This is a genomic window from Actinosynnema sp. NPDC050801 (assembly GCF_040673975.1).
Classification (GTDB): Bacteria; Actinomycetota; Actinomycetes; order Mycobacteriales; family Pseudonocardiaceae; genus Actinosynnema.
On sequence record NZ_JBFAQZ010000010.1, the window covers coordinates 1 to 12699 of the forward strand.

13 protein-coding genes are annotated in these 12699 nt (G+C 72.9%); 4 read left to right on the forward strand and 9 right to left on the reverse strand.

Annotation, left to right across the window (positions count from 1 at the left end; translation table 11 throughout):
* Positions 1–168: 168 nt before the first annotated feature.
* The 6 genes from egtD to AB0K14_RS22425 form a co-directional block, all read right to left on the reverse strand.
* Entirely contained in the window at positions 169–1143 is a 975-nt protein-coding gene (gene egtD, locus AB0K14_RS22400; protein ID WP_360466058.1) for an L-histidine N(alpha)-methyltransferase, read from the reverse strand.
* Entirely contained in the window at positions 1140–1889 is a 750-nt protein-coding gene (gene egtC / locus AB0K14_RS22405; RefSeq protein WP_360466055.1) for an ergothioneine biosynthesis protein EgtC, read from the reverse strand. Before egtC ends, egtD begins: the two co-directional genes overlap by 4 nt.
* Positions 1890–1891: 2 nt before the next feature.
* Positions 1892–3220 (reverse strand): ergothioneine biosynthesis protein EgtB, encoded by a 1329-nt coding sequence (gene egtB / locus AB0K14_RS22410; RefSeq protein ID WP_360466052.1) that lies wholly within the window; start codon positions 3218–3220, stop codon positions 1892–1894.
* A complete protein-coding gene (gene egtA / locus AB0K14_RS22415; protein WP_364338600.1) occupies positions 3217–4467 on the reverse strand; it encodes an ergothioneine biosynthesis glutamate--cysteine ligase EgtA in 1251 nt (416 codons plus the stop codon). Before egtA ends, egtB begins: the two co-directional genes overlap by 4 nt.
* A gap of 310 nt (positions 4468–4777) precedes the next feature.
* A complete protein-coding gene (locus AB0K14_RS22420) occupies positions 4778–6475 on the reverse strand; it encodes a PQQ-dependent sugar dehydrogenase (RefSeq protein WP_360466046.1) in 1698 nt (565 codons plus the stop codon).
* A gap of 14 nt (positions 6476–6489) precedes the next feature.
* Positions 6490–7041 (reverse strand): Scr1 family TA system antitoxin-like transcriptional regulator, encoded by a 552-nt coding sequence (locus tag AB0K14_RS22425; RefSeq protein WP_360466043.1) that lies wholly within the window; start codon positions 7039–7041, stop codon positions 6490–6492.
* A 126-nt stretch (positions 7042–7167) separates the two neighbouring features.
* Between AB0K14_RS22425 and AB0K14_RS22430 the strand changes: the two genes are divergently transcribed.
* From AB0K14_RS22430 to AB0K14_RS22440, 3 genes are read left to right on the forward strand one after another with little or no spacing between them, the layout of a single operon-like run.
* Complete coding sequence (locus AB0K14_RS22430; RefSeq protein ID WP_360466040.1) at positions 7168–7761, forward strand: helix-turn-helix domain-containing protein; 594 nt, start codon at positions 7168–7170, stop codon at positions 7759–7761.
* On the forward strand, positions 7761–8915 hold the full coding sequence (locus AB0K14_RS22435; protein ID WP_360466038.1) for an MFS transporter: 1155 nt from the start codon (positions 7761–7763) through the stop codon (positions 8913–8915). The genes AB0K14_RS22430 and AB0K14_RS22435 overlap by 1 nt, the downstream gene beginning before the upstream one ends.
* Before the next feature lie 10 nt (positions 8916–8925).
* Complete coding sequence (locus AB0K14_RS22440) at positions 8926–9384, forward strand: thioesterase family protein (RefSeq protein ID WP_360466035.1); 459 nt, start codon at positions 8926–8928, stop codon at positions 9382–9384.
* On the opposite strand, the gene AB0K14_RS22445 is transcribed toward AB0K14_RS22440, so the two are convergent.
* A complete protein-coding gene (locus AB0K14_RS22445; protein ID WP_360466032.1) occupies positions 9356–10408 on the reverse strand; it encodes a TetR/AcrR family transcriptional regulator in 1053 nt (350 codons plus the stop codon). The two genes, AB0K14_RS22440 and AB0K14_RS22445, sit on opposite strands and share 29 nt — an antisense overlap.
* Positions 10409–10466: 58 nt before the next feature.
* On the opposite strand from AB0K14_RS22445, the gene AB0K14_RS22450 reads away from it, so the two are divergent.
* A complete protein-coding gene (locus tag AB0K14_RS22450) occupies positions 10467–11675 on the forward strand; it encodes a cytochrome P450 (RefSeq protein WP_360466029.1) in 1209 nt (402 codons plus the stop codon).
* Here the strand turns inward: AB0K14_RS22450 and AB0K14_RS22455 are convergent.
* Together AB0K14_RS22455 and AB0K14_RS22460 are read right to left on the reverse strand one after the other, a co-directional pair.
* On the reverse strand, positions 11665–12153 hold the full coding sequence (locus tag AB0K14_RS22455; RefSeq protein ID WP_360466026.1) for a hypothetical protein: 489 nt from the start codon (positions 12151–12153) through the stop codon (positions 11665–11667). The two genes, AB0K14_RS22450 and AB0K14_RS22455, sit on opposite strands and share 11 nt — an antisense overlap.
* A complete protein-coding gene (locus tag AB0K14_RS22460) occupies positions 12150–12635 on the reverse strand; it encodes an AAA family ATPase (protein ID WP_360466023.1) in 486 nt (161 codons plus the stop codon). The genes AB0K14_RS22455 and AB0K14_RS22460 overlap by 4 nt, the downstream gene beginning before the upstream one ends.
* Positions 12636–12699: the final 64 nt, after the last annotated feature.

A 12699-nucleotide genomic window follows, 5' to 3' on the forward strand; every position in this document is an offset into this window, starting at 1 on the left:
GAGTTCAACGTTCAGAACAAGATCGACTGTTCTGAGCGTTGAACTCGGGGTACGCGAACGTAGGACACGCGCGACCTGAACGTAGGACACGCGCGTTCTGAAGGTACGACTCGCGGGTTCTGGAGGTAAGAGGGAAGGAGGGGTGGGGAGGAGGGGGAGGGGAAGGGGTTAGGGGAGGGCGCGGGAGAGGGAGAGGGCGAAGCGGGAGTCGGGGTCGGTCCACCAGTGGTGGAGGGCGAAGCCGGCGGCGGACAGTTCGCGCTCCACGCCCTCGCGGCGGAACTTGGCGGAGACCTCGGTGCGCAGTTCCTCGCCCTCGGCGAACTCGACGTCGAGGCCCAGGGCGGCGACGTGGGTCTTGACCGGGCGGAGCGCGCGCAGGCGCATCTCGATCCACTCCTCCTCGGCGTTCCAGAGGGCCACGTGCTCGAAGTCCGAAGGGGTGAAATCGGCATCGAGCTCGCGGTTCATCACGCGCAGCACGTTGCGGTTGAACTCCGCCGTCACGCCCTGCGCGTCGTCGTATGCACGCACCAGCACGTCGGGGTCCTTCACCAGGTCCGTGCCGAGCAGCAACCACTCCCCCGGCTCCAGCACGTCACGCACCGAGGTGAAGAACTTCTCCCGCTCCTCCGGGATCAGGTTGCCGATCGTCCCGCCCAGGAACGCCACCACCCGCGGCGGCGTGCCGGGCAGCAGGCCCAGGTGCTCGGTGAAGTCGCCGACCACCCCGTGCACCCGCAGGCCCGGGTACGAGGCCATGATCGCCTTCGCCGCCTCGGTCAACGCCGACGGCGACACGTCCAGCGGTACGAACTCGGTCAACGTGCCGTGCTCGCGCAACGCGCTGAGCAGCAGCCGCGTCTTCTCCGACGAGCCGGAACCCAGCTCGACCAACGAGTGCGCGCCCGTGAGCGACGCGATCTCCGCCGCCCGCGCCACCAGGATCTCCCGCTCCGCGCGGGTCGGGTAGTACTCGGGCAGCCGGGTGATCTCCTCGAACAGCTCGCTGCCGACCGCGTCGTAGAACCACTTCGGCGACACCCACTTCGGCCGGGCGGTCAGCCCCGCCTTCGCCTCGGCGCGCAGCGCGACCGCCGCGTCTTCCGGGGTCAGGTGCACGTCCAGCACGGGCTCGGTCATCCTCGTCCAATCGGTTGAACGTCCACAGTAGACACATCTGCCGTGACGACGTGCCCGTCGGGCACCTCCCGCCAGCGCGGGTCGTCGTCCAACGGCTCGGAGGCCAACGTCGCCGCACCGTCGCCCGCGCGCACCCACAACGAGTGGGTCCACGTCGTGCCGACGAGCACGGTTCCGTTGGTGAGCAACAGGTTCAGCCGCGATCCGGGTGCGGCGGCGGCCACTTCGGACACGACGGAGGCCAGTGCGGCGGCCGGCGCGGCGCCGGACGCGAGCCGGGACCGCACCAACGCCCACAGCAGTGCCGCGTCGGTCGGCGCGTCCAACGTCAGCAACGTCGCCACCGGCAACGTCGCGGCCACGTCCACCACCGACTCCGGCCAGTCGGCGACCCGGCCGTTGTGGCTGAACAGCCACTGCCCGTCGGTGAACGGCGCGCACGCGGTGTCGACCACCGGCATGCCGACCGTCGCCGACCGGACCGCGGCCAGCACCCCGCCGGACACCGTGACCCGGCTCAGCGCGAGCAGGTTCTCGTCCGACCAGATCGTGCCCGCACGGCGGTAGCGCAACGCCGGACCGCCCGGCGCCGGGTACCACCCGACGCCGTAGCCGTCCACGTTCACCGTGCCGCCGCCGCGCATGTCCCGCGGCGCGTACGACTGCCGGACCAACGAGTTCGGCGGGTCGTGCACGAGCGCGGTGACGGGCACGGCGGGGCCCAGGTAACCCAGGTGGCGGCACACCGTCAGGCCAACTCGTCCCGCGAGGCGTCCCGCGCGCAGCGGAAGCCGGCGAAGATCTGCCGCCGGATCGGGTAGTCCCAGTTCCGGAACGTCGAGCGCACCGCGGCCTGGTCGCTGCCGAACGACCCGCCCCGCAGCACCTTGTAGTCCGGGCCGAAGAACACCTGCGAGTACTCCTCGTACGGGAACACCTCGAACCCCGCGTAGCCGTGGAAGTCGGAGCTGGTCCACTCCCACACGTCACCGATGAGCTGGTGCACGCCCAACGCCGACGCGCCCGCCGGGTACGCCCCGACCGGCGCGGGCGCCAGGTGCCGCTGGTTCAGGTTCGCGTGCGCGTCGGTCGGGTCCTCGTCGCCCCACGGGTAGCGGCGGGACCGGCCGGTCCCCGGGTCGAACCGGGCCGCCTTCTCCCACTCCACCTCGGTGGGCAGCCGCTTGCCCGCCCACTTCGCGTACGCCTCGGCCTCGTAGTAGCAGACGTGCACCACCGGCTGGTCCTCGGCGATCGGCGCCGTGCGGCCGAACGCGGTGCGGTACCACCGGTCGCCGACCTGTTCCCAGAACCGGGGCGCGACCAGCGAGGCCTTCCGCACGTGCGCCCAGCCGGCCTCGCTCCACCACCGCGGGTCCCGGTAGCCGCCGTCGGCGATGAACGCCGCGTACGCGCCGTTGGTCACCGGCGTGGTGTCGATGAAGAACGGCTCGGTGACCACCTGGTGCGCCGGCCGTTCGTTGTCCAGCGCCCACGCCTCGGTGGACGTGCCCATGGTGAACGGGCCGCCGGGCACCAGCACCTCGGCCGGTCCGACCGGGCCGCCGCGCGGCGGCGGTGGCGCGTCCAGCACCGGCTCGCCGACGCGCAACTGGTGGGTGGCCAGCATGGTCTCGTCGTGCTGCTGCTCGTGCTGCACGATCATGCCGAACGCGAACGCGCCGTCGAGGAGCCGGTGGCCTTCCAGCGGGGTTCGCTCCAGCACGTCGAACACCTTGTCGCGGACCTCGCCGACGTACTTGCGCGCTTCGGCGGGCCCGAGCAGCGGCAGTTCCGGCCGGGCCGACCGGGCGTGCTTGAACGCGTCGTACAGCTCGTCGATGTCCGCGCGGACGGGCTCACGGCCGCCGACGTCGCGGACCAGCCACAGCTCTTCCTGGTTGCCGATGTGCGCGAGGTCCCACACCAGCGGTGACATCAGCTTGGAGTGCTGGCGGACGAGGTCGTGGTCGTCCACCGCGTCGGTGAGCAGCCTGCTGCGGTCGCGCGCCCTGGTGAGCTGGGCGGCGACCCGGTCGCGGATGCCCTCGGTGTGCGATGAGTCGGTGCTGGTCATGAACGGCCCCCTCCGGTCTTCTCAGCGAGCGTGCGGTGCAGTTCTTCGGCGATGGCCTCGGTCTGGCCGACCGACAGGTCGGTGTTGGACAGCGCGGCGCAGCCCAGCTCCACCACGTCGCGCGCCGCGCGGGCGAGCACCGGGTCGGCCAGGCCGTAGCGCGCGGCAGTGAGCCAGCGGTTCGCGACGGGTTCGCTCGCGGCGAGCGCGCCGTCCACCACCTGCGGCGTGCTGAACAACGCCGCCATCAGCACGACCGGAGGCAGCCACTGGCCGTGCGGTGGCGAGTCGAGGTAGCGGACCTCCAGGTACCCGCGCGGCCGGACCGGCGGGAACTGCAGGGTGAGGTGGTAGTCCAGGTCGTCGGCGGTGGGCGGCCGGTCGAGCGCGCCGCCCGCGACCCAGTCGGCGAACGTGAACGGGCGCGGTGGCAGCCAGTTCGACCCCGGCCTGCGCACCGCGATGACCGGCGTGTCGAGCACGCGCTTGGCCCAGGCGTCGGCCGGCCTCGCGCACACCGCCGCCGGCCGGGTGCGCACCGGGTCGGTGCCGTAGAGGGAGCGCATCCTCGCGCTGGCCCAGTCGGTTCGACGACCGTTGACGCCGGGGGAGTTGGCGAACAGGGCGGTCAGCACGGGGCCGAGCGCGTGCACCGCGGCCCAGCGCTTCGGCAGGTCCCGGGCCCAGCCGAAGTCCAGGCAGACCTGGAGGCCCGCGGTGCTGCACATCATCGTGATGCCATCGGGCCCGAGGGGGGCGAAGGCGTGTTCCATGGCCGCGTAGCGCGGGACCTGGAGCATCCGGCGCGGCGGGCGGAACGGGTCCGCGCCGTGCTGACCGAGCCGCAGACCGGCCGGTTCGAGCAGGTGCTGGAGGTGGTCGATGTCCGCCGCGACGGTCTTGAGCAGGTCGGTCAACGACTCGCGTGGCGGGGTGGATATCTCGACCTGGCCACCCGGTTCCACCGTCAGCGGGGTGCCGGAGGGCAGTGGCCGCTGGGGGCTGTCGGGGACGAGTGTCGGTGGTGCGTGGCGACCGAGCGCGGCCGCGAGGGTCTTCGCGTCGAGCGGTCGGGTGGGATCTTCGACGTGGTGGACGGTCCATTCCAATTCGACTCCGAACAGCCTCGGAGGTCCGTGCTTGAAGCAGACGGAGGCCACGTAGGCCTCGGCATCGGCTCTATCCCGGAACACCGCCGGGGTGGGCCCCGGAGGCGGGGCATTACGGACAGCAGTCACTGGTGGCACTCCCCGTGATCATTCTCGTCCGTTCGACGCTACACGCAGGCACCGACACTCGCAGCCAACCGAAAGCCTTACAGATCAACGACATGTCGACCACCGACCGCAGCCGCGACGGCCGGTCGGACGGAGCCCGACGGCGTTCCGGCCGCCGGTCGGTTGCTCCGAAGGGACGCCGCACGGGCTGCGCGCCGACGGGCCGGGTCGCGGGTGAACACCTCGTGGCGGCTCGGCAACCCGCCGCCGGCGCGCGAGCGGCGCACGTCCGCCCCGGCAACCGGACCCCGGCGGGCGGGCCGATCGGGCGAACGGGGGCTCAGGACCGCCGGTACTCGACGTCCACGTGCAGCACCCGGTCGTTGCCGACCACCTCGTCCAGGTCCCACGTGGTGGTCAGCCAGATGTCGCCCTCGCGGTCGACCTCGACCGTGCGCAGCCGCCCGTACGCGCCCTGGTAGAAGACCTCCTGCTCGACCAGCTCCGTGCCGTCGATGCGCATCCGGTAGAGCCGTTGACCGACCGTGGTCGCCACGAACACGTAGTCGTTGATGATCGTCAGACCGCTCGGCCCCGCGGCCGTGGTCGGCCACGTCGTCTTCGGCAGCTGGGTGCCCTCGCAGTACCCGACCGTGCCCTCGCAGCCCGGCCAGCCGTAGTTGCCGCCGCGCTCGACCAGGTTGACCTCGTCCCAGGAGTTGTTGCCGAACTCCGTCGCCCACAGCCTGCCCTGCGAGTCGAAGTCCAGGCCCTGCACGTTGCGGTGCCCGTAGCTCCAGATCGCCTTGCCCGGGAACGGGTTGTCCGGCGGGATCGACCCGTCCGGTCGGATGCGCAGGATCTTGCCCGCGTTGGTGTCCAGGTTCAGGCCGTGGCTGCCGTTCTGCGCGTCGCCGGTGGAGACGAACAGGTACCGGCCGTCCGGGCTGAACCGCAGCCGACCGCCGTTGTGGTAGCGGTTCTTGGGCATCCCGCCCAGGATCGTGGTCCAGCCGAAGAGCGTGTCGCCCACCAACCTGGCCCGCACGACCTGGTTGCCGCCCGCCGCGGTGTGGTAGACGAACACGTGCCCGTCGGTGGCGAAGGTGGGCGAGACCTCGATGCCCAGCACGCCGCCCTCGCCGTTGGTGCCCTGCGCGCCCGGCACCCGGCCGACGTCGATCCGCTCGCCGCCGGGGGTCAGGCGGTAGAGGGTGAACTGCTCCCGTTCGGACACCAGGGCCGAACCGTCGGGCAGGAACGCCGCGCCCCACGGCACGTCGGTGCCCTCGCGCAACGCGGTCACCGCGCCGGGGACCGGCTCGCCCGCCGGCGCCGTCCCGCCCGGTGCGGCGATGACCTCCTCGCTGAACGGCGAGAGGTTGCCCGCGGCGTCACGCGCCCGCACGGTGAACCGGTACCCGGTACCCGTGGTCAGGCCCGTGACGGTGGCGGACGGGCCGTCGGTCGTGACCGCCTGCGCGCCGTCGCGGTGCACCACGTAAGCGGTGACGCCGACGTTGTCCGCGGACGGCTCCCAGGCCAGGGACACGCTGGACGGGGACTTGCCGGTGGCGCGCAGCCGGCCGGGCGCGGTGGGCGCCTCGTTGTCCGGTGGCGCGGGGTCGGTGCGGACGACGACGCTGTTCCCCGCCGGCGAGACGTTGGGCGCGGCGTCGCGCGCGAAGACCGTCCAGTCGTACTCGGTGTCGGGGCGCAGGCCGGTGACGGTGGTGGCCAGGGTCGTGCCGGGCACGCTCGTCATGAGCTGACCGTGCTGGTAGACGTCGTAGCCGACCACGCCGACGTTGTCCGTGGCCGGCCTCCACGCCAACGACACGCTGGTCGCCGACTTGCCCGTGACGCGCAGGCTCCGCGGCGGGGTGGGCGGCTCGGTGTCGGCGGGTGCCGCGGCGAGGCGGTCGGGGGTCGGGCCGCCGTGCGCGGCGCCGGACGCGGTGAGCAGGGACAGCGCCGTCGCCGCGGCCACCACCAGCCGCCGTCGCGAGGTGTTCGAGCCGGCCGCGCGTGATCCCATGGGTCCTCCTCCGGCTACCGGTTGCGGTGGTGCTCGGCGCGACGGCGGAACTCCGCCCGCGAGGACGGCACGTCCAGCGCGATCCGGTCCAGCACCTCCGCCAGGCGGCGACCGTCGGGCAGGGTGAACGACGAGCGCAGCACGCCCGCGTGGCCGGCCGAGAACGGCACCAGGCGCACCGGCACGTCACCCCGGTCGGCGAGCGCGTCCCACTGGTCGGCCATGACCGCCTCGTCGCCGACGCGCACGTGCAGCACGGCCTCGTGCACGAAGAACCGCGCGGCGGTGTGCGGGAACCGGTCGAACCCGGTGCCGCCGCCGTCGTCACCGAGCGCCACGGCGTAGGCGGGTGTCCGCAGCGGCTCCGGGACGCACAACGTCTCGAACACCACGACGTCGCACTCGGCCGGGCTGTCCGCGATCTCCCCGGGTCGACGCCCGACGAGCCTGATCAGATCGATCAAGTCCGGTCCGTGCCGACTGCGGTCCACCGTGGACGGTCCACCCGACCAGCCTGATCCCGGCACCAGCCTCAGCGGCGGCCGGATGTCCTCACCTGCGGTCACGGTGCGCCACCGTAGTGACGTCGACCAGCGAGTTCGAGCGGAGACCGGGAACTCCACCCCAAAGTGGACGGGGCAAGCCGTACGTACTGATTGGATTTCGCCCGGCGGCCCTGACAACATCGACAGGTGCCCAGGGTGAGCCAGGACCACCTCGATGCCCGTCGCCGCCAGATCCTCGACGGCGCACGTGCGTGTTTCGCGCGTTTCGGCTACGAAGGAGCGACCGTGCGCCGCCTGGAAGAGGCTACCGGCCTGTCCAGGGGCGCGATCTTCCACCACTTCCGGGACAAGGAGTCGCTGTTCCTCGCCCTCGCCGAGGACGACGCGCTGCGCATGGCGGAGGTCGTCTCCCAACAGGGCCTCGTGCAGGTGATGCGCGACCTGCTGTACCCGCCCGACCCGAATGACGTCGAGCACCCGGCGGACTGGCTCGGCACCCGGCTGGAGGTGTCGCGGCGGCTGCGCACCGACCCGGAGTTCCGGGCCCGGTGGGCGGAGCGGTCGCGGCAGCTGACCGACGCGACCCGCCAGCGGCTGGAGCGCCAGCGCGAAGCGGGGAACCTGCGTGACGACGTGGACGTGGACGTGCTGACGTCGTTCCTGGAGCTGGTGCTGGAGGGCCTGGTGTCCCACCTGGCCATGGGCCTGCCCGCGGACGACCTCGAACCGGTGCTCGACCTCGTCGAGGAGAGCGTGCGCCGACACCGCCGGAAAGGCTGATGGGGCGGTACTACTGGGCCGCGGGCCTGGCCCGGCTGGCCGACGAGATGGTGGCCGTGGCGGTGGTGCTGCTGGCCCTGTCGCGCAGCGAGTCCACCGTGCTGTCGGGTGCGGTGATCGCCGCGTACACGGTGCCGTCGATCCTGTCCGGACCGCTGCTCGGCGCGTGGCTCGACCGGACCGGGCGGCCGGTGGCGGCGTTGGCGGCCAACCAGTTCACGCTCGCCGCGATGGCGGTGGCCATGGTGTTCGCGCCGGCGCCCTGGCTCGTTCCCGCCGCGTTCGTCGCGGGCATCACGCTGCCGATGACCAGCGGCGGGTTCACCAGCCTGGTCCCGCGCCTGGCCACCGACCTGCCCCGGGCCACCTCGCACGACGCCTTGCTGTTCAACGCGGCGGCGATCGGCGGACCGGGGCTGGCGGGCGTGCTGAGCACGGCCGCGTCGCCCGCCGTCGCGGTGGCCGTGGTGGCGGTGTTGTCGGCGGCGGGCGGGTTGTGCACGACGGCGCTGCGCGTGCCACCGCACCCACCGGCCGAACACCCGTCGCTGCGTGCGGCCATGAAGCAGGGCCTGCGGCACCTGGCCACCACTGCCCCGCTGCGCGGCGTGACCGTCGCGTCCGCGGTCGGGTACGGGTCGGTCGGCATGCTCACCACGGCGCTGCCACTGCACCTGGGAACCCTGGGTGTGGACGGGAACCAGGCCGGGATCGTCTGGGCGGCGTTCGAGGTCGGCTGCGTGGCGAGCATCCTCGCGGTGCGGCGGCGACTGCCCCGGTGGCGCCCCGAGCGGGTCGTGTTCACCACGGTCGCGCTGTACGGGGTGACGCTCGCGCTGTGGCCGCTCACCCCGCACTTCCCCGTGCTGCTCGGCCTTGCGCTGGTCAGCGGCCTGGCGCAGGGGCCGACCCTGACCGCCACGATCACCGCGCGGCAGCGGTACACGCCCGGCCCGCTGCTCGGGCAGGTCTCCACCACGGGCGCGAGCCTGAAGCTCGGCGCGTTCGCGGTGGGCGCGGCGGGCGGCGGCGCGCTGCTCACCGCGTGGCCGCCGGTGGCGGTGATCTTGCTGGTGGCGGTCGGCCAGCTCGTGGGATCGTCACTCGGAGCAGTCACCGCTAGGCCGACGCGGACCGCCGCGGTGACCCCATAGGATCGCCGCCATGGCTGACGCGCGACCTGCCCACGTGCACCGGGTGCGGGTGCGCCCGGTCGACTGCGACCGACAGGGGATCGTGCACGCCTCGCGCTACGCGGTCTTCTTCGAGTCCGCGATGGTGGAGACCCTGCGGTCGCTGCTCGGCTCCTACAAGGAGTTGGAGAAGCACGGCATCGACTTCGTGATGGCGGAGACCTCCATCCGGTACCTCCACCCGGCCCGGTTCGACGACCTGCTGCGGATCGCGGTGCGGGTGCGCACGCTCGGCACCACCACGTTGACCATGGGCTTCGACGCGGACGTGGACGGCACGCCGGTCGCCACCGGCTGGAACCGGTACGTCTCCTTCGGCACTCCGGAGCTGCGCACCACGCCCATCCCGGCCGACTTCCGCAAGGTGCTGGAACGCCGCCCGGCCACCGCGCGCCCGGCGGCTAGGTCCGCACCCGCGCCGCGGCGCTGACCGAGTGACCCGCGCCTGACCCCTCGGCGCGCGCCACGACCCGCCCGCGTTCGACGCGGATCGCGGTCTCGGTCTCGTCGCTCACCGACGGCACGCCGGCCGCGGCCGCCAACGCGCCGATCTCGTCGCACACCACCCGCAGGCGGGGCCACGCCGCGACCGGGAACGCCTGCCGCAGGCTCACGCACACCTGCGCCAACACCAGCCGTGCCAACGGGGCCAGCTCCCCCGGTGCGCCGGTCACCACCGCGAGCGTCACCCGCGCGCCGTTGCGCACCGCCTCCTCCACCGCGGCCAGGCGGTTGAGCCCGAGCACGACCACCACGCCGTCCTCGTCCGGCGTCACCTCCGAGCCCCGCACCAGGTCGACGACGGTCGGCGGCGCCCACGGCCGGTCCTGCTCGACCACCACCGCGCCGGGAGGCGCCGCCCACCAGTCGTTCAGCTCCAGGCCCGCGAGCCGTTCGCACGCGCTGATCACGTCGAACGGCTCCAGGAACCCGGGCGCGGCGGTGGCCATCCCGCTCGCGCCGTGCAGGGTGGCGAGCACGACCTCGGCCAGGCGGACCATCCTCATCGGCGGCGCGCCGGGTGGCGGCGCGACCGGGTCGACGGCTTCCATCGCGAGGCTGAGCAGCACCGCGTCCAGCTTCATCAACTGCGTGAACGGCCGGCGCGTCACCTCCTCGGCGGCCACCTCGGGCAGGAAGTCGCGGGCCAGCGGGTCGTGGGTGAGGGAGGTGACCCACGCGCGGGCCAGCGCGCCGAGTGCCTGCCGCCGGTCCGGTCCGCGTTGCGGGTCCGACGGCGCCACCGCGCGTTCGGCCAGGTCGGCCAGCACCGCGAAGTAGAGGGCGCGCTTGCCGGGGAAGTTCGAGTACACCGCGCCCCGGGTCAGCTCGGCGCGCTGCGCGATGGTGTCGATCTTGGCGTCCCGGAAGCCGCGTTCGGCGAACTCGGCGCGGGCCGCGTCCAGCACCCGTGCCCGGTTGCGCTCCTGGGTCTCCGCCCTGCTCAGCCGCACCGTCACGCTCCCCGTTTGCCAGGCGTCGGGTGGCCAAGATACCGTGACCATTCAGATGATGAGAACATCTGATGTCAACATTCGGAGGCCAGAGTTGACCGTTCCCGAGATCGACCCCACGAAGCCCGAGGTGCTGCTCGACCCGTTCACCGCCTACGGCGAGGCCCGCGAGCGCTGCCCCGTGGCGAAGATGCACCTGCCGGGCATGGGTGACATGTGGATCCTCACCCGGCACGAGGACGCCAAGGCGATGCTGGCCGACCCGCGCTTCGAGCTGAACGCGAACAGCTTCATGGGCCTGCCGGGCATCCCGGAGCACTGCAAGCCGTACCTGCGCACGATGTCGGAGATGAACGGCCCCGAGCACCTCCGGCTGCGCAGGCTGGCGGCGCCCGCGTTCACCGCGCGGCGGGCGGAGGAGTTCCGGCCGCGGATCGAGGCGATCGTGGCCGCGCTGCTCGACGCGCTGCCGGACGGCGACGCGGTCGACCTCATGGAGCACTTCGCCCGCCCGTTGCCGATGGACGTGATCTGCGAGCTGGTCGGCATCCCCGCCGAGCACCGGGCGCGGTGGCGCGAGTACGGCGTGGCCGTGGTGAGCGGTTACGGACCCGGGTTCCTCGCCGCGATCCCGGGCATCATCGAGGGCGCGATCGAGGCCGTCGAACTGCGCCGGACCTCACCGGGGGACGACCTGATCTCCCAGCTGCTGCGAGTGCGGGACGCCGACGGCGACCGGTTCACCGACGCGGAGCTGGTGACGCTGGTGTGGCAGCTGGTGATCGCCGGGCAGACGCCGACCAACCTCATCGTCAACGGCCTCGAAGCCCTGCTCACCCACCCCGACCAGCTCGCGGCGCTGCGGGCCGACCCGGGTCTGGTGCCGCGCGCGGTGGAGGAGCTGACCCGGTGGGTCGGCCCGCAGTTGCTCACCGTGCCCCGGTTCACCACGGAGGAGGTGACCTTCGGCGACGTGGTGATCGGCGAGGGCGAGCGGGTGATGACGGCGATCGTGTCGGCCAACCGCGACCCGCGCGTGTACACCGCGCCGGACGAGCTGGACGTCACGCGCGTGCCGTCGGCGGGCCACCTCGGCTACTCGCACGGCGCGCACTTCTGCCTCGGCGCCGCGTTCGCCCGGGTGCAGACGCAGGTGGCGCTCTCGGCCGTGCTGAAGCGGTTCCCGGACCTCGCACTGGCGGAGACGCCGCGCCGGACGCCGGACGGCGGCACGTGGCGGTTGGCCTCGCTGGTGGTCAGGGGCTGAAGACCCAGCCGAGGATCTCGTCCGCGATCGCCTCGACCGGCCGGCTGTCGGTGTCGAGCACGAGTTCCGCCGCCGCGGGCGCGGGCGTGGGGACGGCCAGGCGGCGCAGGTCTTCCTCGGGCAGGCCCCGGAGTTCGTCGCCGGGGATCGCGGGCCCCTTGCCCGCGCCACGCAGCAGCAGGCGCGCCACGAGCTCGTCCTGGCTCGCGTGCAGCCAGCACAACCTCGCGCCCGGCAGGAGGTCCGCGTGGTACTCCCCCGTGACGACCAGGTGCCGGGCGCCCGCGTCGAGGTAGACGCGCCGCACCGCGTCGAGTCGCCGGGCCTTGCCCGCCACGTCGAGCGGCGGCGTGGCGAAGGTGAGCTGGGCCAGGTCCAGGTATCCCGCCCTCGTGGTGGCGAAGAGCCGGCAGTAGACCTCCCAACCCACCGTCGACTTGCCCACCGCGCGCGGCCCGGCGATCCACAGGACGGTCACGCGATCCACCTCCCCCGGACCTCCGCGGCGATCGAGGCGGGGGTGCGCCCGTCGGTGTCCACGGTGAAGTCGGCGAAGTCGGTGGCGCGCTCCAGCTCCTCGGCCTCGTCGAGCACCCGGTCGACCTCCTCGGTGAGCCAACCGCGGCCGAGGAACCGGGTCCGCAGCTCGGCGCGCCGCACCCGCAACCGGCACAGCGTGATGTCGGCTCCGGGCAGGCGATCGGTGTACCGGCGGGCGTCTTCGGGTGTGTTGAGGAAGCCGGAGACGACGAGCGGGGAGCCCGTCAGCTCCGGCCACATCGCGCCCAGCGCGTCCGACTTGATCCGGTGGTTCTCCGGGTCGTCGTCGGTCGACGGGTAGCAGAGGCCGAGCTGGTCGGCGTCCACGTAGGAGGCGCGCTCCAGGAGGCGGTAGACCGCCCAGCCCACCGTCGACTTGCCGACGCCGGACGGGCCGAGGAGCCAGAGCACGGTGGTCATCGCGCGGGAGCCTATGCGGCCGGATCCCGCACGGCGATCGGTTTTCCGCGCCGCGACCGGCCGG

What these genes read in the sequence shown, in the direction of transcription:
- egtD (WP_360466058.1), bottom strand. Translation starts at nt 1,143, where the DNA reads ATGACCGAGCCCGTGCTGGACGTGCACCTGACCCCGGAAGACGCGGCG.
- egtB (WP_360466052.1), bottom strand. Translation starts at nt 3,220, where the DNA reads ATGACCAGCACCGACTCATCGCACACCGAGGGCATCCGCGACCGGGTC.
- AB0K14_RS22420 (WP_360466046.1), bottom strand. Translation starts at nt 6,475, where the DNA reads ATGGGATCACGCGCGGCCGGCTCGAACACCTCGCGACGGCGGCTGGTG.
- AB0K14_RS22435 (WP_360466038.1), top strand. Translation starts at nt 7,761, where the DNA reads ATGGGGCGGTACTACTGGGCCGCGGGCCTGGCCCGGCTGGCCGACGAG.
- AB0K14_RS22440 (WP_360466035.1), top strand. Translation starts at nt 8,926, where the DNA reads ATGGCTGACGCGCGACCTGCCCACGTGCACCGGGTGCGGGTGCGCCCG.
- AB0K14_RS22450 (WP_360466029.1), top strand. Translation starts at nt 10,467, where the DNA reads ATGAGAACATCTGATGTCAACATTCGGAGGCCAGAGTTGACCGTTCCC.
- AB0K14_RS22460 (WP_360466023.1), bottom strand. Translation starts at nt 12,635, where the DNA reads ATGACCACCGTGCTCTGGCTCCTCGGCCCGTCCGGCGTCGGCAAGTCG.